A 24,432-nucleotide genomic window follows, 5' to 3' on the forward strand; every position below is an offset into this window, starting at 1 on the left:
TTGAAATCGTTAAAATGGTTGATTTATATATTAGGATTATCCTTAGCGATCCAGCCTTTTTTCATGGCAGGTCAAGCAATGGCGCAATCCAACCGAGTTCAAGTCAAAGATGATTGGGTTCATTCTTCAAAAGAAAGCAAAACAAAAACGCAGCATCTATCAGAAGACGTAGTGACCTTATATGGACAAGAAGACCGCACTGAATTTACCTATCAAGTGGATCAGGAAAAAACAGAGTCAAGCACATTGACGTTAAATATAGAGGCTTCACCATTATTGATTTCACCTTCTTCATTCACTGTTATGATTGATGGAGAGATCGAAAAGACCATCCCTGTATCAGGGAAAAACCAGAAGAAGTCGATTCAAATCAAGTTGAACAAAGCACAATTGAAAAAAGGTACTCACCGCATTCAGGTCACATTTTATGGTGTCTTAAAAGAAGGCGTGTGTATCAACCAAGAGACACCTGCTAATTGGCTAAAAGTGTATCCTGAAAGTGAACTTGTATTCAAAGGAATTCAAAAGAAAGACCTCGCATTAGACAACTTTCCATCACCTTTTATTCAAACGGGTGATCAGAAAGAACAGACAGACATTGTCATTCCTAATTCACCGGATGGAGCTGAATTAGAAGCAGCCATCAAAGTATACCGTACGTTGAAAAACAAAGATCGCCAAAAAGAGATCAAACTTATCCAAGAAAAGGACATCAAGCAAGTGACGCACCCAACGATTGCTGTGGGAGCTAAAGGAAGCTGGGATGGACGGATGAAAACGATTGAACAAGCTGCAGGAATTAAAACGAAAAGCAGTCATCTTACGTTAGCGATGAGAACTTTGACAGCAAAGAAAACAGAACAGCCCATTTTATTTGTGACAGCGGAAAAACCTGTGACAATTGCTGAAAAAATCAACGTTCTGACTCAGTCAGAATTAACGGGTCAACTGACTGGAACGGACTTACTGATTCAAAAGACTGCAGCTCAAACGTCTAAACCATCTCACAAGATTCGTTTGGAAGATTTTGGCGGAGATGATGTCACGGTTGGGACCAACAAGACGGCATCCGACCACTACTATTATCCGAAAGCGCTACTAGCTAACCAAAAATCAGGTGCAAAGCTCAATCTTTCATTCAAAAAATCTGATACAGCAGCAAGCAAAACAGAACGGTTAACTGTTATGATCAATGACGAACCGCACGACGTACCATTAACAAAACTAGGCAACAAAGATGCGAATGGATTCTATCATGTCTCGATTCCAGTAGATGCAAAGATACTTCAAAAAAATGAATATATTGATTTGCAATTTGTCACAAGTGGTTTTAAAAACATGGAATCCTGCAGACATACGGATGAAGAAGGCTGGATATTCATTGACAAAAATAGCTCTCTTCAAATACCAGAAGGAACAATGAGTGAAAAGCCAGATTTAGCCGCATGGCCGCTCCCGTTCACTTCGAAAAATACATTGATCATCATACCAGATCAAATCAAACGTGAAACAATCAATCAAATGACCATGTTGACGGAATCTTTTAGTCAGCCAGAAGTAGCTCAATATCATTTAATGAAAGCTTCTCAAGTCACAAATGAACAATTGAAAAATCACCCTCTCATTTTCATCGGAGGCATTCAAACATTCTCTCTTCTGAAAGAAAACGCAGCCGATCTCGTTGTTCCGGTGAAAAAGGATCAGTATGATGTATCTTCTTTCGGCATGATCAACGAAACAACGGCTCGAATTGTATGGACGCAGCCATCTGTTTGGAATAAAGAACAGACAATGACAGTCTTCTCAGGAATGACTGCAGCTGAAGCTAACGTGTCAAATGAAGTAATGCAATTTCTTCAAACAAATACAGAAAAAGCAACAGTTGCAATAGAGAGTAAAAACAAAGGTGTGTTTTCTAATCATCAATCCGTCAGCAGCACATCGAACAGTCTGAAAACAAGTGAAAAACAAAGCAGCAGCGAGGCTTGGATTTACTTTGCGTGTATCGCTGCACTCATCCTTTTTGTGCTTGTGATGATTGTCTATTTCGTACGAAAAAACCGTAAAAAGACTGAGTTCTAAACGATCAAAAGACCTTGAAAAAATCTCTTTACTTTGGTGTCAAACGGGAGTATGATCTCTTTTATAAAAGACCAATCGCTGAATCATTTCGATGAGCGGGGGAACCAATTGTGGTGGTATAAAACACCACGTGGGGTGAATCCTTTTAAGGTAGGGCAAAATCTCATGCGCCCGAATCCGTCAGCTAACCTCGTAAGCGTTAAAGAGAGCAAAGACCAACCTGTGATCTAAACAATAGGCACAGGGGCATTCTATTGCCTCTGTGTCTTTTTGGCGATCCAAAATTTTGTAACTCAAATCGTTTGACACTAAAGGAGCGGGCAACACATGTACAGTTTGATGAAGCGTATTTTAATTGGTAAACCATTAAAATCACAGGCAGCAGGAGAACAAAAACTATCAAAAATCAAAGCTTTGGCATTATTGTCATCAGACGCATTGTCGTCAGTCGCATACGGTACAGAACAAATCTTGATTGTTCTATCAGTTGTCAGTGCGGCAGCGTTTTGGTACTCACTCCCGATTGCAGGTTGTGTATTAATCCTTTTAATGGCGTTAATTCTATCTTACCGCCAGATTATTTATGCTTATCCAGAAGGCGGCGGGGCGTATGTCGTCTCCAGCAGAAACTTAGGTGAAAAACCAGGGCTGGTTGCTGGTGGATCATTACTCGTCGATTACATTTTAACCGTAGCAGTGAGCATTTCTGCTGGGACCGATGCGATCACATCGGCTTTTCCAGCTCTATATCCATATCATGTCATGATCTCAATCGTATTAGTTCTAGTGATTATGGTGTTAAACCTTCGTGGACTGACAGAGTCGGCATCTATTTTGGCTTATCCTGTGTACCTATTTGTCTTTTCATTGCTCATTTTAATTGGAGTGGGCGGGTTTAAACTATTAACAGGGCAAGTGCCGCCAGCACCTGAACATACAGCATTTGGCACACATGTATCAGGCATCACGTTATTTCTTTTATTAAAGGCATTTTCGTCTGGCTGTTCTGCTTTAACTGGTGTTGAAGCGATTTCTAATACAATTCCATCCTTTAAAAAACCAGCTGCACAAAATGCAGCGAGAACTTTATTGATGATGGGGGGATTACTGGCCGTTCTATTTGTAGGAGTGACATTGCTTGCGTTTGGTTTTGGCATCTCGCCAAAGCCAGAAGAAACGGTTGTGTCACAAATTGCATCAGACACATTTGGACGGACATTTTTCTACTATGTCATTCAGGCTGTCACAGCTTTAATTTTAATATTAGCGGCAAACACAGGCTTTTCAGCTTTTCCATTATTGGCTGTCAACTTAGCAAAAGATAAATATATGCCGCGCATGTTTACAGTGAGAGGAGATCGACTCGGTTATTCCAATGGCATTATCTTTTTAGGTGTAGCTTCTATGCTGCTCATTTGGCTATTTGATGGGAAAACAGAACACCTCATTCCACTTTATGCTGTCGGTGTGTTTATTCCATTTACCTTGTCTCAGACAGGTATGTGTGTAAAGTGGATTCGTGAAAAACCACAGGGATGGAAAGTGAAAATGCCTATCAATATCGTGGGAGCACTTATTTCATTTACGGTTTTCATGATTCTCATTTTGACCAAGTTTCACCTTGTATGGCCAGTATTTGTTTTCATGCCAATTGTTCTATTTATTTTTCATTCTATTAAGAAACATTATCTGTCTGTTGGAGAACAATTACGTTTATTGAATGAAACCGAGCCTGTCGAAATCAAAGGAAATGTGGTCATCGTCCCAATAGCAGGTGTCACACGTGTCGTCGAACAATCTGTGCAATATGCAAAATCCTTATCAGACCAGGTCATAGCGGTTCATGTATCGTTTGATAAAGAGAAAGACAAGAAAATTGAAGCTGATTGGGAAAAGCTGAATAGTGATGTGCGTCTTGTGATTTTACATTCGTCTTATCGAAGTCTCATTCACCCGCTTGATAAATTTCTTGAAACGATTGAAGCGAAAGCAAATGCACATCAATATAGAGTGATGGTGCTCGTCCCTCAATTTATTCCGAAAAAAAGATGGCACACCATTTTGCATAATCAATCTGCTTTCTTATTAAGATTCCGTTTATTATGGAAACGGGATATTATTGTCGCCACTCTTCCATATCACTTTAAAAAGTAGCAAGAGCAAGTTGAAACGTTTGATCAAAAGGGTGCGGTGGTATGGAGTAAGAAAAAAGGAGTTTTCTCACATGCCGCAAAGAACCGCAGGAAAAGAAGTAACAGCGCTACTGGAAGAGTGGGGCGTGAAACATATTTATGGAATGCCCGGCGACAGTATTAACGAATTAATCGAAGAACTAAGGCATGAATCAAGCAAAATTCAATTTATACAAACAAGACATGAAGAAGTGGCAGCACTTTCAGCAGCAGCTGATGCGAAACTAACAGGCAAACTTGGTGTTTGTTTATCAATTGCTGGGCCAGGTGCTGTCCACTTATTAAATGGACTATACGATGCAAAAGCGGATGGTGCACCTGTATTAGCGATAGCAGGGCAGGTTGCCTCAACTGAAGTAGGCAGAGATGCATTTCAAGAAATCAAATTAGAGCGGATGTTTGACGATGTTGCTGTCTTTAATCAGCAAGTACAAACAGCAGAAGCTCTGCCTGACTTATTGAATCAAGCCATCAAAGCTGCTTATACCCATAAAGGGGTGGCGGTTCTCACTGTCTCAGATGATTTATTTTCTCAGAAAATTAAGCGGAGTCCCGTTTATACATCTCCTCTTTACGTAGAGGGAGACGTGCGCCCCAAGAAAGATCAACTGCTAAAGGCTGCTCAACTCATTAACAATGCGAAGAAGCCAGTCATCTTAGCAGGAAAAGGATTAAGAAATGCAAAAGAAGAGCTTCTTTCGTTTGCAGAAAAGGCAGCTGCACCGATCGTCATTACACTTCCTGCAAAAGGTGTTGTTCCAGACAGGCATCCATACTTTTTAGGGAACCTAGGTCAGATCGGGACGAAGCCTGCATATGAAGCGATGGAAGAGTGCGATTTATTAATCATGCTTGGAACCTCCTTCCCATATAGGGATTACTTACCGGAAGACACACCTGCCATTCAATTGGATATCAAATCGGATCAGATCGGTAAAAGATATCCAGTAGAAGTGGGGATTGTAAGTGACAGTAAAAATGGTCTTCATGAACTAACCTCTTATATTGAATATAAAGAGCAGCGCGGTTTCCTTGAAGCTTGTACAGAGCATATGATGAAGTGGCGAGAAGAAATGGATAAGGAAAAATCTATTGCCACATCACCGCTTAAACCGCAACAAGTCATCGCTAGATTAGAAGAAGCGGTCGATGATGATGCCATTCTTTCAGTTGATGTCGGTAATGTGACGGTATGGATGGCACGTCATTTCCAAATGAAGCAGCAGGATTTCATTATTTCCAGCTGGCTTGCCACAATGGGCTGTGGTTTACCTGGCGCAATATCAGCTAAATTAAACGAACCAAACCGCCAAGCCATTGCTGTCTGTGGTGACGGAGGCTTCACAATGGTGATGCAAGATTTTGTGACGGCGGTAAAATATAAACTGCCAATTGTCGTTGTGATCTTAAACAACAACAACCTTGGTATGATTGAATATGAACAACAGGTAAAAGGCAACATCAACTATGGTATAGAGCTGGAAGATATTGATTTTGCAAAATTTGCAGAAGCATGCGGTGGTAAAGGAATCTCGGTGTCATCACATGAAGAACTAGCACCAGCCTTTGATCAAGCACTTCAAGCTGAGAAACCTGTGATCATTGATGTTGCGGTGACCGATGAACCACCGTTACCTGGGAAAATCACATACACACAAGCAGCAGGCTTTAGTAAATATTTATTGAAAAAATTCTTTGAAAAAGGTGAGCTGGATATCCCTCCACTCAAGAAAAGCCTCAAACGCTTTTTCTAAACAGCAGGTAGTCGGTCCTCCAATTAGGGGGACTGACTTTTTTGTTGAACAAGGAAAAACATTTCAATTGTCACTTGTTTTCTTTTGTATAAAAATATCCAGACTGGATTTTTGTAACTTAAAGCCTATTTTTCCAATTCGATGAGAAAGGTAAAATAGACTTTATGATCAATAATGGAGGGAGTGGATTTTTCTGGGTAAGATACTTGATGCAAAAGCACTAACCAGTGCCATGGATACAAGGGCGAAAGACTATCAGGCACTCCGTGAAGAAATGGTTGATTTAAAAAAAGCGCTACAGGGCGTGACGAATCTAGGTGATGACTTTACTGGAAAAGGTGCCGATAATATTAAAAGCTTCTACAAAGAACTCGCCGGAAATGTGGACATGTTCATCAGCTTTATTGATAAGCAAAAAGCCTTTCATGAAGGTGTTTCTGGAACGCTTGATGATACAAACTTTGGCGGCGATACCTTTGTAGAAGAACACTTTTTAGACAACGCTGTACATATGGGCATCAAAAACGCCAAAAGCATTGTAAAGGATCAAAAAAAAGCACTCAAAACGATTTTTCAAGATATTGATGACCTCATTTCTCTGGAGGTATTTGATAGTAAAACCTTTGACGAAAAGATTGCAGATGCGGAAGATGAACGCAAGAAAACGGTTAAAGATTTAATAGAACTTGATCAAAATCTAAAAGATGAATATGCTTTGTCAGAGACTGAGGAGAAGGCTACAATGGCATTGTACGCAGAAATGATGAATGCGACAAATGACGGAAAATCCATTTCGCCTATGAATTTTGACAAGAAAGCGTATCAAAATAGCGAAATCTACAAGGCAAAAAGCGATATTGAGAAGCAAACTTCTGAATATCTAAAAATCAAAAAAGATCAAGAAGAAGCCCGCAAGATCGCAAAGGAACAAGAAGCACTCGCCAACCGTCCGTGGTATGAAAAAGCTCTTGATTACGGAGGAAATATCGTCAATGAACTGACAGGAGTGAACGATGCAAAACGCGCCGCAACGGGCGTTGATCCGATCACAGGTGAAGAACTCACCGCAGGACAGCGAGTCGCCGCAGGTGGCATGGCAGCAGCAGGCTACATCCCGATTGTCGGCTGGGCAGGACGTATTTTCAAAGGCGGAAAAGCCGTCTATAAAACGACTCAAGCCACGTCTGCCGCAGTTAGAGCAGTCGACATTTACAAGACATCACAGAAGTCTTTTGACGCCCTGAAAACATCTCAAAAAGGCTTATATGGACTCACCGCAACAAACGGCTTCAGCGAAGCGATTACGGGTCGAGATATGTTTGGAAATAAAGTCTCGAAAGAACAGCAGGAAGCGAGTATGAATGCGGCGCTAGGGATGCTTTTACCGTTTGGGGCGAAAGGGTTTCATGGGAAGATGGGGATTAAAAAAACAAGTGGTTTAAGTAAAATACCTGAAAATAGCATTAAACATTCTAATAAAGGAGATTTCACAACAAACCCTAAAACAGGGGATATTTCAAAAATGAAGGGTGGAGGACACGGACAACACAATATAAAATTCTTACAAGAAAATAATATAGAATATAATATAAATAAAGTATATGAGAACGGTGTTAGGATAGGGAATGTGCCTGGTCATAAGGTGAAAGCAAAACGAACAGGTTCTAACCAATCTTGGTTCCCAGAAAACTGGACAGAATCTGATATTGCGGCAGCGGGTGCCAAAATTGTTGAGTCACCTGATTTTTCTAAAGTGGAAAATGGAGTGGCTATCTTTGGTGAATATAAAGGAGTAAGAGTTGGAGTTATTAAAACCAATGGAGAAGTAGGAACTATTTTTCCGGATGCTACAAAACAACCTTAATGTGGAGGATCAAGATGGACATTGAAAATACATTAAATAGAGTATTAGATAAAAGAAAAAAATTAGATTTAAATGATGATTACGGTATACAGAAGAGTTGGGATGAAATAATAGAAATTCTCGGAGAAAACGAAGAGAGAACGTTGGAATATTTAGATCGTTGCAGTAAAGAAGATTTATATTGGATAAGTGAAGTGTTTGAAGACATATCAGAAGTTTTACAAAGTAAGGAATTAATTAAATGTTTGCGTAGGTTGGATAAAAAATATCCTGAATTAGAGATGAAACAAGATATTGATCTAGCAGAAAGCTATATTGAAGATTAAATTTTATGATCTATTTAACTAATAATAATATGTTAATCTAATCCAATCACCACAAAAAAGGAGAATCAGCCATGCTATGGATTTTCACACAAAACCAGCAAAGTCTGGTCCACGTCAATGAAGTCACAGTACAGGGTAAAAAAATTGAAGGGATCATGGGAAATGATTCTTGGACAAAAACTCTCGGCAAGTATGACTCAAGCGATCGAGCAGCAGAGATTCTGCAAGACATTGTGAAGACGGTTGAAGAAAATCAAGGTGCATCTATTACATACCGAATGCCTCATCAATAAAAAAGAAACCACCTTTTCCTAATGGAAAGGTGGTTTCTTTTTTATGAAGGTGTTTTGGTAAAGGCTAAAAATAACGGAATGCCTGTGCCGACAAGTGTTGTGGCGAATAGGAACATACCGCAAATGAATAGAAAATGACTGGCTGAAAAGACGAGTGCCAGAATGAGAAATACGATGCTGAGTCCTGCCATGCTATATGATGGGACAAAGCGGCGTTTGTATGTGGCTTTCTTTGTTAGGAATGAGAAGAAAATGCCAAATAATAAAGGGACAATCCATAAGTAAAATAAAATAATAAGAGACATACATCATACCTCGATTTTTTCCTTCTATTTTATCAGATGCCAATCACAACGGATACTACAAAGCTTCACTTTGTAAAATAGTTCATGCAATCGACACAATTAAGTGGGCTGATTGATCGAATTCGTTTTTTGTTTCACATACTCAGGCTGTAAAAGTGCATACACACAGTGATCGGCAAAGTGGTCGCCCAGCCATTCACATTGTCTTAAAATGCCTTCAAGTGAAAAAGATAAACGCTCTGCAATGCGTCTGCTTTTTTGATTATCGACAGCGGCCCTGATTTCAATGCGGTGCAGACCGCACTCTTCAAATAAATAGTGAATGACTGCTTTACATGCTTTTGTCATGATGCCTTTTCCTTGATAGCCTTCCCCGAGCCAATAGCCAATGGAAACCGTCCGGTTAATCCAATGAATTTGGTGGGTGCCAATGATACCAACGAGTTCTCCATGTGACCAGATTCCAGCCTGAAAACCATTGTTTTGCAAAGCTTGCTGCATGGCACCTTGAATAAACGCCATGCTGTCTTCTTCTGTCTGCGTCGAATCGACCCATAGCATCCATTCACGTAAGTGCTCTCTTGAGCGTTGGATGAGCAGGTACAGACTTCTCGCGTCTCTTGGTTCAAGCAGCCGCATGGATAGATCTTGATCCTGATAAAAAAACATGTGATCACATCCTCTCAAGGGAAATTCTACCACAACCCGATGTAAAAGACAGCATGATTACTGTCTTTTACATAAACGTATCCACAATTAAAAACAGATTAAGTGCGACAACAAGAGCTGCTATCACCCAAGATATTCCTGTCACCCAGCGAGCATTCGTCAAATCGCCCATAATTCGTTTTTTACTTGTAAACAAAATGAGCGGAATTAAAGCAAACGCAATGCCAAATGATAAGACCACTTGACTCATCACAAGCGCAGAAGTCGGATTGACCCCAGATGCAATGATCGCAATAGGTGGAATGATGGTAATCAGCCGGCGGACATATAGCGGAATTCGGTACTGAATAAAACCCTGCATAATAATATCGCCTGACAGTGTACCGACAGAAGAGCTGGAAAGTCCGGCTACAAGCAAACCTACACCAAATAAGATGGCTGATACAGGACCTGCGAGAGTTCCAAAATGCTGAAATGCTACATCTAAATCCTCAACAAAAAGACCATTTTTAAAAAATAAAGCAGCTGCTACAATCAACATGCTGGCATTGATGGCGCCAGCAACTACCATCGCAATGAGGATGTCTAAAAACTCAAAACGAAAAATCAGCTTTTTCTCTTTTTCCGTTCTGCCGACGACTCTTCTTTGCGTTAAGGCTGAATGGAGATAGATCGCATGCGGCATCACCGTAGCGCCTAAAATACCAGCGGCAAGCAGTACGCTGTCTGTCCCTTCAAATCTTGGAATGAACAGTCCACCGGCGACACTTGCAAGATCAGGTTTAGCCACAAAGGTTTGTACAGCGAAAGCAATCACGACAACAAACAGCATGCCGGTAATTCCTGCTTCTAACGCTCGATAACCTCGTCTTTGGAGCTCTAAAATGGCAAAAGAACCGATCGCTGCAATAATCGATGCTTCAAGCAGCGGGATACGAAAGAGTAAGTATAAACCAAGGGCAGCCCCGATAAATTCGGCTAAATCTGTGGCGATAATGACGAGTTCGCCCTGAATCCATAAACCAATCGAGACTGGTTTTGGAAACTCTTCTCGTGCAATTTCAGGTAAATTTTTCCCTGTTGCGATTCCAAGCTTTGCAGACAAAGACTGGATGAGTAAGGCCATGAGATTGGATATGAGAATGACCCATAACAGAAGGTAGCCATATTTCGAGCCAGCCGCAATGTTGGTCGCAAAGTTTCCTGGATCAATATAGGCAATGGCTGCGATAAAAGCAGGTCCGAGAAAAGGAAGGAGCCTTCTAAAACCCTTCACCTTTCCTTCAAGTGCACGCTCCGCTGCCACTGACATGTGGGCCTGTGCCTCGATGTATTTGTTTGTCATATGTCATCACCTAGATTCTACAAAGTTTTGCTTTGGCACAAAAAGTTTCCTCGATGCAATTTTTAATCATCATATGCCCATCTACATGAAAAGTCAACTATCTGAACTAATAGGTTTGTTTATCATATGTAAGTGAAAAAAATAGATACCTTGTCAATCAACACATAAAAAACACCGCCTCTGATCTTAGGCGGTGCATCCTCTACTTCCTCTTCTTTTGTATCGTTTTTTAAGAAACCCTTGATCCAACGCTGCGGAAGATCAGGCTTAAAATAATGACAAAAATGGCTGCTCCTAAGATCGCTGGAATGATCGCAAATCCTGCCAGACTAGGACCCCACGTTCCAAGTAATCCATGACCAATCCAAGCTCCTGCAAGCCCGGCAATCATTGAACCGATCCAGCCTCCTGGCACACTGCCTCCAGCGAGTGCACTCCCAATGAGACCAATGACAATCGCCACAACTAATGAAATCAGAAATCCTAACATGTTGATCACTCCTCTTTTGTTTGTTTATTGTTTACTAAGCAATAACCGTTTTAAAAGAGATTAAAACCTTTCGGAACCGCTTCAATGTTCGATACGTATGATGGACAAGGATTGTGTATAATAACAGACATATACTTGAACGGCATCTAAGGAGGCAAATGGCATGGAGGAAAGAGAGTGGCTAAAAGCACAATTAAAAGAGATTGAAAAATGGGAGAAAGACCAGCAGAAGGTATGGTTTTGGGAGAAACTTAGCCGGCTTCCATTTCAAATGCTGGACAAGCTGACCCCTGCCTTTATTCAAAAGAAAATCGGTGTGTTATTAGATGAGATGGGGCACTACATTCAATCAGGCGGTGTCTATTTGACGTCAGAGAAAGGCATTATTCATCAATTTCAAAAGAAATGTGCCGATGAATCGATTCAGCGTATTGAAGATATTGAGGCGGCTCCGATCGAGGTCATGGATGCCATTAGTGATCAGATGGGGAAAAACCGAACAAACCTCGCCACTGTGCAAGGTGCGACAACAGGTGTCGGAGGTATGTTTACATTAGCGGCAGATATTCCGGCTGTTCTGGGTCTCTCTTTAAAAACATTACAGGATATCGCCGTCACCTATGGCTATGATCCGAAAAATAAAGAAGAACGAGTCTTTATCATTAAATGTTTACAGCTGAATTCTGCTGACGTTGTTGGGAAACAATCAATATTAAAAGAGCTGAAGAGCTATCATGCATCAGAAGGGAAGCACGAAAACATGATCTCTCAAATTCAAGGATGGCGTGAGGTCGTATATAACTACCGTGATTCGTTTGGCTGGAAGAAGCTGTTTCAACTTGTCCCAATTGCGGGGATTTTGTTTGGTGCAGCGTCCAACCGCTCACAGTTAAAAGGAATTGCCGAAACAGGCATCATGCAATATCGAAAGCGCAGAATATTATCAAGATTAGAGGAGCTCGCTCAGCAAGAACAGCGTGACTCCGGCGCATAAAAAAATCCCTTTCTAAAGGGATTTTTTATTTGGTCTCAGCATCTTCTTCAAACGCTTGAATCGGAGAATATTCATAGCGTGCCCGGAGCTCGCGGATTTGTTTGATCAAGGTGGAACCTATGATCCTTTCTGCTTCATCATATAAAGGATCGAGCGCCTTCATCCATTTTTGCCGCTCTGCTGGTGTTAATTCGTGTATCGCAATTGGAGATTCGCGTTTAATATCCTCCAGCTGATCCTTGTTCATCTGTTCGGCATGTTTTTCGTTCCATGCCGTTGTTTCTTCCATCGCTTCGAGTAAAATTCGTTTCGTCTCAGGTGTCTGACGATCAAAAAAGGATTGATCCGTTAAGACGACATACCCTAAATACCCGTGATTACTGATCGTCATATAGTCTTGTATATGATAGAATTTTTTTGAATAAATATTTGAAATTGTATTTTCTTCACCGTCTACTTTTTTTGTTTCTAGCAGCTGAAACGTTGAATTAAACGATTCCTGATAGGGTTTTGCGCCAAGAAGCTTGAATTGCTTTTCAATCATGTCACTTTGCATAATACGAAGAGATTGTTTTTTTAAATCACTAGGTTGCTTGATTGGGCCTTTATTCGAAGTGATTTGCTTAAAGCCATTTGTCCAGTAGGCCATTCCCTTTAGTCCGTCTTTTTGCAGTGTGCCGAATAGTCTCTGTCCAATCGCACCATGTAACCCTTCTTGGACAGCATCGTAGTTAGAAAAGGCAAAGGGCAGATCAAGTGCCAGCCATTCAGAGGACAGCATGCCGAGCTTTGACGTAGACGGAGCAATAAATTGAACTTGATTCTCTTTTAGTGCATTAATTTCTTCGATATCAGAATAAAGACTCCCGTTTGAAAAGATTTGAATGCTGATCCTGCCGTCGGATTTTTCGTGAACAAGCTCAGCAAATTTCTTTGCAGCCAGCCCTTTTGGGGTATTATCTGCGACAACATGGCTGAATTTGAACACAAGCTGATCCTTCAGCCCTGTCTGTTCATCGTCGAAGGTCGTCGCTGATTTAGGCATCATATGATAAAAGCCAAAGTATAAAGCGGTTACAAAACCGATGATGAGCAATAGCGTATAGGCGAGTAAATTCTTCATGCGTCAGATCCCCCTTATGTCAAGGATACTTGACAGAGGAAGAATTCGTAAAGATACAGGTGAAAAAATGATGAGAAATCGACTGAAATTACAACAATTATCTATTAGATGGAAGCTCACCATCCTCACATATTTCGTTGTCATTTTTGCCCTTTTAATCGGAGGAATTGTTCTGGTCGGGGGAATTCAGCAAACAGAGGAACGAGAACTTCGAAAAAGGCTCATGAACACGGCAAGAACAGTAGCTGAGATGAATGAGGTAAAGCAGGCGTTGGATGATCAGACAAAGGAGCGTGCGCGGTTGCAGCATGCCATTGAAGAGATTCGGATTATCCAAGATGCTGACTACATTGTTGTCATGGATATGGATCACGTGCGATTGACACATCCAGTGAAAACAAGGATTGGCCAGCGCTCTGAGGGGACAGATGAAGAACCTGCCTTTGCAGAGCATATCTATTTCTCAGAAGCACAGGGAGAGCTTGGCACAGCCATTAGAGCTTTTTATCCAGTAAAGGATGAAAAATTTAACCAAACAGGGGTTGTACTAGTCGGAAGAACATTGCCGAGTATGGCAGATATATTAGGAGAAATGAAGCAGGATATCCTCATGATCCTTCTGCTTACGCTCAGCTTCGGGCTTGTCGGTTCATTTTTGCTCGCCCGTCATATTAAACAGCAAATGTTTAAGCTGGAGCCGCATGAGATTGTCAGAATGCTAGAGGAGCGCACCGCTACTTTTCATTCAATTAATGAAGGGGTCATTGCCATTGATAATCAGCACATGATCACCATTTTTAATGAAAAAGCAAAGCAAATTTTCAGCGTGACAGGTGATGTCGTGGGCCGAAATATTTGGGATGTGCTGTCAGATACAAGGCTTCCAGAAATCATTGACCGTGCAGAACCCGTCTACAATGAAGAAATTCATATGAGCGGAAAGCGGATCATGAGCAGCCGAATCCCAATTGTGATGAAAAAGAAAATCATCGGAGCGGTTGCGATTTTTCAGGACCGGACAGAGGCGGCCAAATTGGCGGAGGAATTAACCGGGGTGAAGAACTTCGTTGATGGCCTGCGGGTGCAAAATCATGAACATATGAATAAGCTTCATACAATTGCGGGATTAATTCAGCTGGGGAAAGCCGATCAAGCACTCGATTTAGCGTTTCAAACGACCGAAGAGCAGGAGCATGTGACGGACTTTCTCCACCGTGTGATACAGCATGACGCAGTGGCAGGTTTATTGATGAGCAAGATAAGAAGGGGCAAGGAGCTAGGCATAAAGGTTGAAGTAGATGAAAATAGCAGTCTGCGCGATTTCCCAGAGCGGCTGGATCAGCATGATATGACGAAGCTACTTGGCAACCTGATCGAGAACGCCTTTGCCGCGTATGATACTGTAGAAAGAGACACAAAACTCATTTCTATTAGTATTGATCAAACAGAGGATGTCCTCGCGATCTTAATTGAAGATTATGGATCTGGAATAGAAGAGGACATGATTCCTCATATTTTTGACAAAGGCTTTACTCACGGTAAAGAAGGCGGAACAGGCTACGGGCTGTATATTGTAAAAACGATTATCGACAAAGGAATGGGAAATGTAGAAGTCACATCAAGCATCGGCATTGGTACCACCTTCTCAATCGAATTCCCAATGACAATAGAGGAGAGAGACAGATGACTCAGATTAAGGTGCTATTAATTGAAGATGATCCGATGGTGCAAGAAGTCAATAAAGAGTTCATTAAGAGTGTCCCTGGCTTTCAAGTTGCGGCTGTAGCAGGAAATGGCGAGCAGGGCATCCAGCTGATCAAAGACATTCGCCCAGATCTTGTGGTGCTCGATGTGTATATGCCTAAAAAAGATGGCGTCAAAACACTGCAAGACATCAGAAAGCAAAAGATGCAGGTGGATGTGATTGTGATTTCGGCAGCAAAGGATAAAGAGACGATCGGCACCATGCTTCAAAATGGTGCCCGAGATTATATCATTAAGCCATTTAAGTTTGAACGGATGAAAGAATCTCTTGAAAGCTATAAAGCGTTCAAATCAAAAATTCGTACCGCAGCAGAATTTTCTCAAGAGATGCTCGATGATATCATACGAAAGCCTGCTGTTAAGCAGGAAGAGACATGGCTTCCTAAGGGGCTGAATGTGCATACGATGAATGAAATTAAAGCCTATATGCGTCTGCAAGAAGGAGCGCAGTCTGCAGAGGAAGTCGCCAATGCACTTGGGATTGCACGTGTCACGGCACGCCGTTATTTAGACTTCCTTGTGAAAGAAGGCGAGCTGAAATTAGATATGCAATATGGCGGGGTCGGACGCCCTGTGAACAAATATATCGTACATTCTGACTAAGAGACCAAAAAGACCAAAATGTACGATATGTCCATAAGCTTCACAGCCTTTGGTGAAATCGCTATCATTTATCTACAGATAGCAGTTAAGCGTTTACATCAAAGGGTGAGGGAGTTGATTTTTTTATGAAGAGGCTATTGAAGAACCTGACATTTCAGGTCATTGCAGCTGTCATTATCGGGATCATTGTTGGGATGGTTTGGCCAAACGTCGGGAAAGAAATGAAGCCGCTTGGTGACACATTTATTAATGCAGTGAAAATGGTCATTGCACCCATTATTTTCTTAACCATTGTTCTTGGAATTGCCAAGATGGGGGATATGAAAAAGGTTGGAAAAGTTGGGGGAAAAGCTTTTATCTATTTTGAAGTTGTGACGACGCTTGCGCTTGTCATCGGACTGTTTGTGGTCAATATCATGAAGCCAGGAGCGGGTCTTGACTATAGTAAGCTTGAAAAAGGGGATGTCTCGCAATATACCCAAAATGGGGGACAGGGTATCGACTGGATGGAGTTTGTCACACACATTGTGCCATCTAACATGGTAGATGCCTTTGCAAAGGGAGATATTTTACAGGTCTTATTCTTCTCTATTTTATTCGGTGTTGCGCTCGCTGCACTTGGCGAGAAGGGGAAAGGCATCATCGAATGGCTTGATAAGCTGTCGCTTGTCTTCTTTAAAATCATTGGTTACATCATGCGTGCCGCGCCATTAGGGGCATTTGGAGCAATGGCTTATACCATCGGACACTTCGGTTTAGCTTCAATTAAACCACTGGCTAGTCTGATGCTTTCCGTTTATATGACGATGTTCCTGTTTATTTTCGTCGTGCTGAACATCATTTGTAAAATGTATGGCTTCAGCCTGTTCGGTTATCTCCGTTTTATCAAAGATGAAATTTTAATTGTTCTTGGCACAAGTTCTTCAGAATCTGTCTTGCCAAGAATGATGGATAAAATGGAACGCTACGGGTGCTCTAAGTCAGTCGTTGGACTTGTCATCCCGACAGGCTATTCCTTTAACTTAGATGGAACCTCAATCTACTTGTCCATGGCAGTGGTCTTCTTAGCGCAAGTGTTTGGGGTGGACCTATCCATCGGACAGCAGATCACGATTATCCTTGTTCTGATGCTCACATCAAAAGGAGCAGCTGGAGTCACAGGAAGCGGATTTATCGTGCTGGCTTCTACACTTGCTGCACTTCAGGTTATCCCGCTAGAAGGTCTTGCACTGCTATTAGGGGTCGACCGTTTCATGAGTGAAGGAAGAGCAATTACGAACCTGATTGGAAATGGAATTGCTACAATTGTTGTAGCGAAAAGTGAAGGGGAATTTGACGAAGCGAAGAGTAAAACAGCGCTACAGGAAATGCGAAATATCAAGCAGGCTGTTTAGTATAAAAACATCCAAAAACCGAAACCTTATGTTCTACATGGGGTTCGGTTTTTTCTTGTGTAAAAAAGAAAAAACATAAAAGCTTGATAAATTTAGGACGAATCGTAAGACCTCATTGACCTTTTGTTATATAATTTACAGAAAGATCCGATATAATGAATATGAGATCCAACGAAAAATAGACTTTAGTCCTGGCAGGTGTGTAACGTATGGCGGCATTTTTTAAATTGTTCGAAAAACCTGGTGTCAAGAGGTTTTCAGTATTTGTAGTATTAGCCACAGCATTATATCTATTAAGAGGAATGATGAATTTAATCCTTTTGACCTTCATTTTCACCTTTTTAATGAATCGGTTAGAAGAGGTCATAAGAGGCTTTTTAAATCGCTTCCTGAAAATAGGACAGAAATCAGTCATCACCATTTTGTACATCCTTCTGGCTGGTGGATTGACGTTTGGCGGCTTTGTGTTTGTGCCCATCATTGCTAAACAGGTGGAACAGTTATTTCATTTAGGGAAAAAGATTGCAGATCATCCACAAGATTTACCCTTCTTTGACGTCGTCACCAATGTGTTCGGAGATTTCAAAATATCTTCTTTCTTCGAGAAAGGGTTTAATTTCCTCTATACATACTTAACAGATTTCAGCACGTTCAGTATCCAGGTCATTATGTCCTTAATATTAAGCATGTTCTTCCTGTTCGAAAAGGAACGCCTCATTCAATTCATGAATAAGTTCAAAACGAGTAAAATCTCCGTGTTCTATCATGAAATTGCCTTCTTTGGACGTAAGTTTTCCAGAACATTTGGTAAGGTACTTGAAGCACAGTTCATCATTGCAACAGTTAACTGTGTGTTAACGACAATTGCGCTTGGCATTATGGGCTTCCCGCAATTATTTGGATTAGCGGTCATGGTCTTCTTGTTAGGTTTAATTCCGGTAGCGGGTGTGGTCATCTCCCTCGTTCCACTCAGCATCATTGCGTATACACTTGGAGGCGGAATGTACGTCCTATATATTGTGCTGGTGATTGTGATCATCCATGCCATTGAAGCCTACTTCTTAAATCCGAAGCTCATGTCAGCTAAAACAGAGCTCCCTATTTTCTTCACGTTTATTGTCCTGATCTTCTCTGAACACTATATTGGCATTTGGGGACTGATTATCGGCATCCCAATCTTTGTGTTTATCTTAGATATCTTGGAGGTCACGAATAAGGAAGAAAGTAATTAAAAAGTTCATATGAACCTGTTTACAATTTTCTAAAAATAAGGTATAAATAGTATGAAAATATCATATTACCACACGCTTAATCCTTCTAAAGGAATGGGGGACCCAAGTTTTTGGGGTGAATTTTTCTTATTTTAAGAAAAAAGGACATCTCTTCGTCCTAACCCGTCAGCTAACCTCATCAGCGTGAAGAGAGTAGACAGTGGTACACGTATGGACACGCAGGCCCACGAGAAGACTCTCTCGTGGGCCTTTTTGACGAGGAAGGGGAGATTTTATTGAAGCTTGCGACGAAAATTATTATTGCTTTAATTGTAGGTGCAATCACAGGACTACTGCTCAACATTTTTGCTCCAAATGTATTCAAAGTGTTAGACCCTTATCTATTTACACCTCTAGGTCAAATCTTCTTAAACCTGATTAAAATGTTAGTTGTGCCGATTGTCTTCTTTTCGATCACACTTGGTGTAGCAGGCCTTGGCGATCCGAAAAAACTTGGCAGAATCGGCGTGAAAACCATTACTTACTTTCTACTCACTACGACTTTTGCCATCATTATTGGCATTTCATTGGCCTTACTAATTAAGCCAGGCGCATTCGGTAATTTTGATACGAAAGCGGCAGAATATTCCGCTGAGGAAGCCCCATCAATGGCAGACACACTACTCAACATTATTCCAACCAATCCAGTCCAATCTCTAGTTGAAGGAAATATGCTTCAAATTATCGTCTTTTGTGTATTTTTAGGTCTCGGCATTGCCTTGCTCGGTAAAAAAACAGAAGGCTTGCTGAAGCTGTTTGAACAAGGAAATGAATTAATGATGTATCTTGTCGGTGTTGTGATGAAATTCGCACCGTACGGGACATTCGGTTTGATCGCAACGGCGATTGGCAGTCAGGGGCTCGATGCCATGAAAGCGATGGGACTTTACTTCTCAGTCGTCTTAATTGCGCTGATCTTGCATTTCTTCCTGACCTATGGGTCAACCGTTGCCCTATTAGCTAAACGAAATCCAATGGCATTCTTCAAAGGATTTTCTCCAGCGATGGTTGTGGCATTTAGTACATCAAGCAGTAACGCAGTGCTGCCAGTATCAATGGAAACAGCTCAAAAGCGCTTGAAGGTGCCAGAACCTATTTCAAGCTTTGTGCAGCCGCTAGGTGCGACCATTAATATGGATGGTACAGCGATCATGCAAGGGGTTGCGACTATTTTTATCGCACAAGTGTATGGAGTTGAATTAACCCTTGTTCAAATGCTGACAGTTGTCTTAACGGCAGTACTAGCAAGTATTGGCACAGCAGGTGTCCCAGGGGTAGGGCTCATCATGCTAGCCATGGTTTTAAATTCCGTGAATCTTCCTGTTGAGGGCATTGCGCTGATCCTTGGCATAGACCGCTTATTAGACATGGCAAGAACCGTGGTCAATATTACAGGTGACGCAGCATGTGCGGTAATTGTTTCTGAAACCGAGAAGAAACATGAGAAGGAAGCACCAACACCTAACTTATCACTGTAACAACAAGAAGGGCTGACTGGATCAGCCCTTTTTTTCGTGGAACGGCTTGTCTAGCGTGATATACTTTTTACAGGATGAGCGGCCGTAACTGCCGCCATAGGTTTTACATAGAAGGAGGAACCACTTTGCAGTCTGCTGTTTTACACATAGAGAACGTTGATAAACAAATTGGTCGGCATCAAATTTTGCAACATATTTCGATGGATATTAGGCAAGGGGAAATTGTCGGTTTACTTGGACCAAATGGGTCTGGAAAAACGACCTTGATTCGATTGATCGTTGGCTTGATGAAAAAAAACAACGGCCGGATTATCATTAATGGATATTCTCAAGATGATGATCATCTAAAGGCGATGTCATCTGTTGGAGCGATCATAGAAAATCCGGAATTTTATTCATATTTAACAGGTTTTGAAAACCTTGAGTTGTATGCATCTATGCATGATGGAATTTCAGAAGAGCGCATTTTTGAAGTGGTAAAAAGAGTTCGTCTGGAGCACGCCATTCATCAGAAGGTCAAAACGTATTCACTAGGGATGAAACAAAGGCTCGGGATTGCACAAGCCATTTTGCATAAGCCCAATCTGCTCATTTTAGATGAACCAACAAATGGGCTTGATCCCGCAGGAATGAAGGAGTTTCGAGAGCACTTGCAACTACTTGTACAAGAAGAAGGTGTCTCTGTGTTATTTGCTACACATCTATTGCATGAAGTAGAAGAGCTTTGTGACCGCATGATCATCATTCAAAAAGGACAGATCAAAGCCAATACAAACCTTCGCGACATGGAAGGGAAAGAGCAGGTGCTGATGAATATTCAGCCAGTAGAAAAGGCAGTTTCATGGCTAGATACGCAAGGATATACATATGAACAAAGGGATCAGCATGTGCTGGTTCAACTGAATAAAGACCGTGTGCCAGAGCTGAATAAACAGCTTGTCTTAGCAGAATTTGATGTACTTGAAATGACGCCTCAAAAACAATCAATTGAAGAGGCCTTTATGAAATGGACGGAAGGCGGGACGGCAGATGCTTCAACTCATCAAGAATGAACATAAAAAAATCACGAGACAAAAGATCACATTCATTGCACTTGGACTGATTGTTGTCTTTCAATTGACGATGGCTCTAGCATTGAAACGAGTCATTTCCGGGCTTGGCGGGCAAGATACAGTCGCGAACTATTTTGCTTATTCCACGAATGTTGTATTTATTTTACAAGTGTTCGCTGTCGTGATTGGCGCCACATTGATCTCAACAGAGTTTCAAAAAAGAACCATCAAGTTCTTGTTGATCCGGCCGAAGACAAGGCTTCATATTTTCTTGTCAAAATACATCACTCTTGTGCTGATGGTCCTTTACCTGTTTGTTTTTTATTATGTGTTCGCTTTTCTTTTTGGCCTTATTTTCTTTAGTACTGATTTTGATGAAAGCACTGGGCGGTTATTTCTGCACACATTTGCTGTGATTGGATCACAGTGGGTGGAAGTGGTCATGATGGCAAGCTTTGCTTTTCTGTGCTCAAGTTTGTTTAGAAACAGTCTGATTGCACTTGTGACTTCATTTTTCGTCTTATACGCGGCGAAATCATTAGTGTCGATCATGTCTCTGTTAGAAAATCAGTGGGGGAAGATTCTACTTTTCGCTAATACGGACTTTACACAATACAGTTTTCAAGGTCCGCCGCTCTTTCAGGGCATGAGCCCTCTGTTTTCACTATTCATTGTAGGGGCGCATTTCGTTTTCTTTGTTGGTGCTGCTTGGCTCCTTTTTTGGAAGCGTGATGTAAATGTGTAAAAATTGTGTCAAATAACAAGAAAAATTCGTGACATCTTTGTGAAAACGAGTCTGTATTTCACGATAACCGGCTGATTTTGTCTTATAATAAGACAGAGTCATGGAGGTGGCACTATCGTGAAAAATTTTATTACGGCTTTACCTATTTTGTTGCTGTTGTCGTTTTCGTTTGTGTCTTTTGCCTTCCAGTTTGATCATCTTGTTTATTTCAGACTAGCGCTAGGGATCTTTTCATTAGCGGGTCTTTTCTTTCTGTATACACTTAAAAGAAACATGAAATGGTTCATGGTCTATTTATATGCGAGCTGGATCGTTCTTGCTGCCGTTACGACATTTGAAGAACCCGTGTTTTCACAATTCTTCTTCGGTGGTTTAACGATGACAATGGGTTATCTAACATATATGCTCATCTATTTAGGAATGAAGCAAGACCGTGTAGCGAAATCACATTAAAACAAAAGCCGATAAAATCGAAGAATAGATTTTATCGGCTTTTTTCTTTTCTTTAGGCAAATAAAAAAGCAGCCATCTGTTTGACTGCTCTTCTTGTGTTTATGATTCACGTCCAGCAGCGGCAAGCTGCTTTTGGTGCTTTTTATCGATGGTTTCGTATATACTTTCCATCATTTTAGGGTCTTGCATGATCGCTTCCTTGTTTTCTTCAATCAATTGCTGATACGTTTTGATTTTCTTCTTAGACATGTAACTCAACGCTCCTTTGGTAGAATGGGCTCTATAGGATTTCACATAGATGAAATTGATAATCATTTTCAATTAGCAACTCCATTATACAAAGCAGAATGTCATAAGTAAAGATTCAATTCAGAAAATTCACGTAACCGACATATTCCCATCCATATCGACGATGAATTCTTTCCCAGGAAATAATCCGCTGTCAAACCTTGTCATGAAATCAGATCAAACATTCCTGCCTATGTTGAAACGTTTTAGCCGTACATCTCGTCTTATGAAGAGATTTGATTTAAAAGGATATAAAAAAAGACACCAGCATGAGTTGGCTGATGTCTCCATTCAAATGAGTTATGAAACGTGTTCTTGAAGAAACTCCGTTACTTCTTCAGGTGATTTAGCGTTGGCACTGTGTAAATGACCTGTTTTTTCGCCATTTTTGAAAATTAACAGGCTAGGAATTCCCATGACCTGATACGTTTCCGCTAACTCAGGAAAGTCGTCTTTGTTTATTTCAAACCATTCATTCTGAGCATAAGCCTCTAAAATGTCTGGAATGAACATGTCCATTCTAGTGCAATCAGGGCACCATGTCGCAAAGAATTTAACGATGACCTCTTTGTCTGATTGAATGATTTCGTTGAATTGTTCAGTGCTTGTAATTTTTTTCAATTTGTCACAACTCCTTTTCAATGTCATTTTAATATAAAATAAAGGCGAATGACATACAAATGCTCGGGGGGCGCTTACAACCTTTACAAATCATTTCAATTCCGTAACAACAAAAATTAATTAGAGCATTTTTGCTTGAAAGTGATAAGATAGTAAAGATGAATTTTAGTGGGGGGAGTATCCATTGAAAATAAGTTTAGGATTGGTTTACGGCGGAAAGTCAGCCGAACATAATGTATCACTGCAAACAGCCCTTGCAGTTACAAAAGCACTTAACACTGAGAAGTTCGATATACATCCAATTTATATTACAGAAGAGGGCGAATGGCTAAGAGGAGAAAAACTCACTGAACCAGTATCAAACGTCAAAATGCTTCAATTTGAACAAAATGCAAAGACGTTTTTACCAACTTCTTTAAATGAAAGCATGTTTCCACAGCCTGCATCAGCTGATGAAAAGATTGATGTTGTCTTTCCATTGCTGCATGGGCCAAATGGTGAAGATGGGACCATGCAGGGGTTACTTGAACTATTGAATATCCCATATGTCGGTAACGGCGTTCTCGCGTCTGCTGCGGGTATGGATAAAGTCATGATGAAAGATGTGTTTGCTCAAGCTGGGCTTGCGCAGGCAAAGCATCTTTCCTTCAATAAAAAGGATTATGAGAAAGCCATATCAGACAGCCTAGAACAGGTAGAAGCAGTACTCGGGTATCCTTGTTTTGTGAAACCTGCCAACATGGGATCAAGTGTCGGAATTAGTAAATGCCGCAGCAAAGAAGAGCTTCAAACAGCATTTGAATTGGCTTTCCAATATGATCGTCGTGTTGTTGTGGAAGAAGGCGTTGTAGGACGAGAAATCGAAATTGGTGTATTAGGAAATGACGAGCCGAAATGCTCAGTCGTTGGTGAGATTGCACCTAAAACAGATTTTTATGACTATAAAGCAAAATATGAAGATGGCGATACAGATTTGATCATTCCTGCGAGTGTGTCAGAGGAAGAGTACAAGACGATTCACGATATGGCGATCAAGGCATTTAAAGCCATTGATGGATCTGGCCTCGTACGTGCAGATTTCTTCCTAACAGAAGAAGGCGAAGTGCTGATCAATGAAGTGAATACAATGCCAGGGTTCACACCTTTTAGTATGTTCCCGCTACTTTGGAAACATACTGGTGTAGAGTATCCTGAGCTGATTGAGAAGCTGGTGTCACTTGCAATTGAACGCCATCAAGAAAAACAAACCATTAAAACCACTTTTTAATGTAAGAAGCAAGCAGACACTATCCTACAGGTAGTGTCTCTTTTCCTTCAAACGTGAAA

23 protein-coding genes and 2 riboswitches are annotated in these 24,432 nt (G+C 41.1%); of the genes, 16 read left to right on the forward strand and 7 right to left on the reverse strand.

All coding sequences use genetic code 11. The annotated features are described in order from the left end of the window. The 6 genes from NST15_RS02410 (at position 1) to NST15_RS02435 (ending at position 8,511) form a co-directional block, all read left to right on the forward strand. The gene (locus NST15_RS02410) at positions 1-2,082 is read left to right on the forward strand and encodes a cellulose biosynthesis cyclic di-GMP-binding regulatory protein BcsB (protein WP_065459888.1); all 2,082 of its coding nucleotides are present in this window, start codon (positions 1-3) and stop codon (positions 2,080-2,082) included. Positions 2,083-2,148: 66 nt separating this feature from the next. Beyond that, a riboswitch (cyclic di-AMP (ydaO/yuaA leader) is annotated at positions 2,149-2,296 on the forward strand. Between the two features lie 113 nt (positions 2,297-2,409). Further along, a complete protein-coding gene (locus NST15_RS02415; protein WP_019743134.1) occupies positions 2,410-4,236 on the forward strand; it encodes an APC family permease in 1,827 nt (608 codons plus the stop codon). A 70-nt stretch (positions 4,237-4,306) separates the two neighbouring features. Next, positions 4,307-6,028 carry a pyruvate oxidase gene (locus tag NST15_RS02420; protein ID WP_342498818.1) on the forward strand — a complete coding sequence of 574 codons (1,722 nt, stop codon included), beginning with the start codon at positions 4,307-4,309 and terminating at the stop codon, positions 6,026-6,028. Positions 6,029-6,221: 193 nt separating this feature from the next. Next, positions 6,222-7,892 (forward strand): T7SS effector LXG polymorphic toxin, encoded by a 1,671-nt coding sequence (locus NST15_RS02425; RefSeq protein ID WP_342499048.1) that lies wholly within the window; start codon positions 6,222-6,224, stop codon positions 7,890-7,892. A gap of 14 nt (positions 7,893-7,906) precedes the next feature. Next, positions 7,907-8,218: a hypothetical protein gene (locus tag NST15_RS02430; RefSeq protein ID WP_017358411.1), complete on the forward strand. Its 312-nt coding sequence runs from the start codon at positions 7,907-7,909 to the stop codon at positions 8,216-8,218. A gap of 71 nt (positions 8,219-8,289) precedes the next feature. Further along, the gene (locus NST15_RS02435; protein WP_017358410.1) at positions 8,290-8,511 is read left to right on the forward strand and encodes a hypothetical protein; all 222 of its coding nucleotides are present in this window, start codon (positions 8,290-8,292) and stop codon (positions 8,509-8,511) included. A gap of 41 nt (positions 8,512-8,552) precedes the next feature. Here NST15_RS02435 and NST15_RS02440 read toward each other — a convergent pair whose 3' ends face one another. The 4 genes from NST15_RS02440 to NST15_RS02455 form a co-directional block, all read right to left on the reverse strand. Then, the gene (locus tag NST15_RS02440; RefSeq protein WP_008346966.1) at positions 8,553-8,816 is read right to left on the reverse strand and encodes a hypothetical protein; all 264 of its coding nucleotides are present in this window, start codon (positions 8,814-8,816) and stop codon (positions 8,553-8,555) included. 99 nt (positions 8,817-8,915) lie between these two features. Then, the gene (locus tag NST15_RS02445; RefSeq protein ID WP_017358408.1) at positions 8,916-9,485 is read right to left on the reverse strand and encodes a GNAT family protein; all 570 of its coding nucleotides are present in this window, start codon (positions 9,483-9,485) and stop codon (positions 8,916-8,918) included. 67 nt (positions 9,486-9,552) lie between these two features. Further along, positions 9,553-10,830: an Nramp family divalent metal transporter gene (locus NST15_RS02450; protein WP_008346963.1), complete on the reverse strand. Its 1,278-nt coding sequence runs from the start codon at positions 10,828-10,830 to the stop codon at positions 9,553-9,555. Positions 10,831-11,059: 229 nt separating this feature from the next. Next, on the reverse strand, positions 11,060-11,320 hold the full coding sequence (locus NST15_RS02455; RefSeq protein WP_003214275.1) for a GlsB/YeaQ/YmgE family stress response membrane protein: 261 nt from the start codon (positions 11,318-11,320) through the stop codon (positions 11,060-11,062). 163 nt (positions 11,321-11,483) lie between these two features. Here NST15_RS02455 and NST15_RS02460 point away from each other — a divergent pair, with 163 nt between their 5' ends. After that, complete coding sequence (locus NST15_RS02460) at positions 11,484-12,314, forward strand: EcsC family protein (protein ID WP_047946991.1); 831 nt, start codon at positions 11,484-11,486, stop codon at positions 12,312-12,314. Positions 12,315-12,339: 25 nt separating this feature from the next. Here NST15_RS02460 and NST15_RS02465 read toward each other — a convergent pair whose 3' ends face one another. Then, a complete protein-coding gene (locus NST15_RS02465; protein WP_213406447.1) occupies positions 12,340-13,437 on the reverse strand; it encodes a DctP family TRAP transporter solute-binding subunit in 1,098 nt (365 codons plus the stop codon). A gap of 82 nt (positions 13,438-13,519) precedes the next feature. On the opposite strand from NST15_RS02465, the gene NST15_RS02470 reads away from it, so the two are divergent. The 8 genes from NST15_RS02470 (at position 13,520) to NST15_RS02505 (ending at position 22,197) form a co-directional block, all read left to right on the forward strand. After that, positions 13,520-15,124 carry a sensor histidine kinase gene (locus NST15_RS02470; protein WP_162837050.1) on the forward strand — a complete coding sequence of 535 codons (1,605 nt, stop codon included), beginning with the start codon at positions 13,520-13,522 and terminating at the stop codon, positions 15,122-15,124. Next, a complete protein-coding gene (locus NST15_RS02475) occupies positions 15,121-15,804 on the forward strand; it encodes a response regulator (protein WP_039166112.1) in 684 nt (227 codons plus the stop codon). Before NST15_RS02470 ends, NST15_RS02475 begins: the two co-directional genes overlap by 4 nt. Before the next feature lie 125 nt (positions 15,805-15,929). Beyond that, the gene (gene dctP / locus NST15_RS02480) at positions 15,930-17,198 is read left to right on the forward strand and encodes a C4-dicarboxylate transporter DctP (RefSeq protein ID WP_007496516.1); all 1,269 of its coding nucleotides are present in this window, start codon (positions 15,930-15,932) and stop codon (positions 17,196-17,198) included. A gap of 209 nt (positions 17,199-17,407) precedes the next feature. Beyond that, the gene (locus NST15_RS02485) at positions 17,408-18,430 is read left to right on the forward strand and encodes an AI-2E family transporter (protein WP_007496515.1); all 1,023 of its coding nucleotides are present in this window, start codon (positions 17,408-17,410) and stop codon (positions 18,428-18,430) included. 63 nt (positions 18,431-18,493) lie between these two features. Next, positions 18,494-18,628: riboswitch (cyclic di-AMP (ydaO/yuaA leader) on the forward strand. A 77-nt stretch (positions 18,629-18,705) separates the two neighbouring features. After that, entirely contained in the window at positions 18,706-19,947 is a 1,242-nt protein-coding gene (locus NST15_RS02490) for a dicarboxylate/amino acid:cation symporter (RefSeq protein WP_025206789.1), read from the forward strand. Positions 19,948-20,072: 125 nt separating this feature from the next. Further along, a complete protein-coding gene (locus tag NST15_RS02495; RefSeq protein WP_342498819.1) occupies positions 20,073-20,999 on the forward strand; it encodes an ABC transporter ATP-binding protein in 927 nt (308 codons plus the stop codon). Further along, entirely contained in the window at positions 20,977-21,744 is a 768-nt protein-coding gene (locus NST15_RS02500; RefSeq protein ID WP_342498820.1) for an ABC transporter permease, read from the forward strand. Before NST15_RS02495 ends, NST15_RS02500 begins: the two co-directional genes overlap by 23 nt. 117 nt (positions 21,745-21,861) lie before the next feature. Further along, positions 21,862-22,197 (forward strand): hypothetical protein, encoded by a 336-nt coding sequence (locus NST15_RS02505; protein WP_017366657.1) that lies wholly within the window; start codon positions 21,862-21,864, stop codon positions 22,195-22,197. A gap of 99 nt (positions 22,198-22,296) precedes the next feature. On the opposite strand, the gene fbpB is transcribed toward NST15_RS02505, so the two are convergent. Together fbpB and NST15_RS02515 are read right to left on the reverse strand one after the other, a co-directional pair. Beyond that, positions 22,297-22,446: a Fur-regulated basic protein FbpB gene (fbpB, locus tag NST15_RS02510; RefSeq protein ID WP_065461547.1), complete on the reverse strand. Its 150-nt coding sequence runs from the start codon at positions 22,444-22,446 to the stop codon at positions 22,297-22,299. 339 nt (positions 22,447-22,785) lie between these two features. Beyond that, positions 22,786-23,106: a thioredoxin family protein gene (locus NST15_RS02515; RefSeq protein WP_008346934.1), complete on the reverse strand. Its 321-nt coding sequence runs from the start codon at positions 23,104-23,106 to the stop codon at positions 22,786-22,788. Between the two features lie 184 nt (positions 23,107-23,290). Between NST15_RS02515 and NST15_RS02520 the strand changes: the two genes are divergently transcribed. Then, positions 23,291-24,373 carry a D-alanine--D-alanine ligase gene (locus NST15_RS02520; protein WP_142154081.1) on the forward strand — a complete coding sequence of 361 codons (1,083 nt, stop codon included), beginning with the start codon at positions 23,291-23,293 and terminating at the stop codon, positions 24,371-24,373. The last annotated feature ends 59 nt before the right edge of the window (positions 24,374-24,432 follow it).

The sequence above is a fragment of the Bacillus sp. FSL R5-0820 genome, assembly GCF_038593385.1.
Taxonomy (GTDB): domain Bacteria; phylum Bacillota; class Bacilli; order Bacillales; family Bacillaceae; genus Bacillus; species Bacillus altitudinis.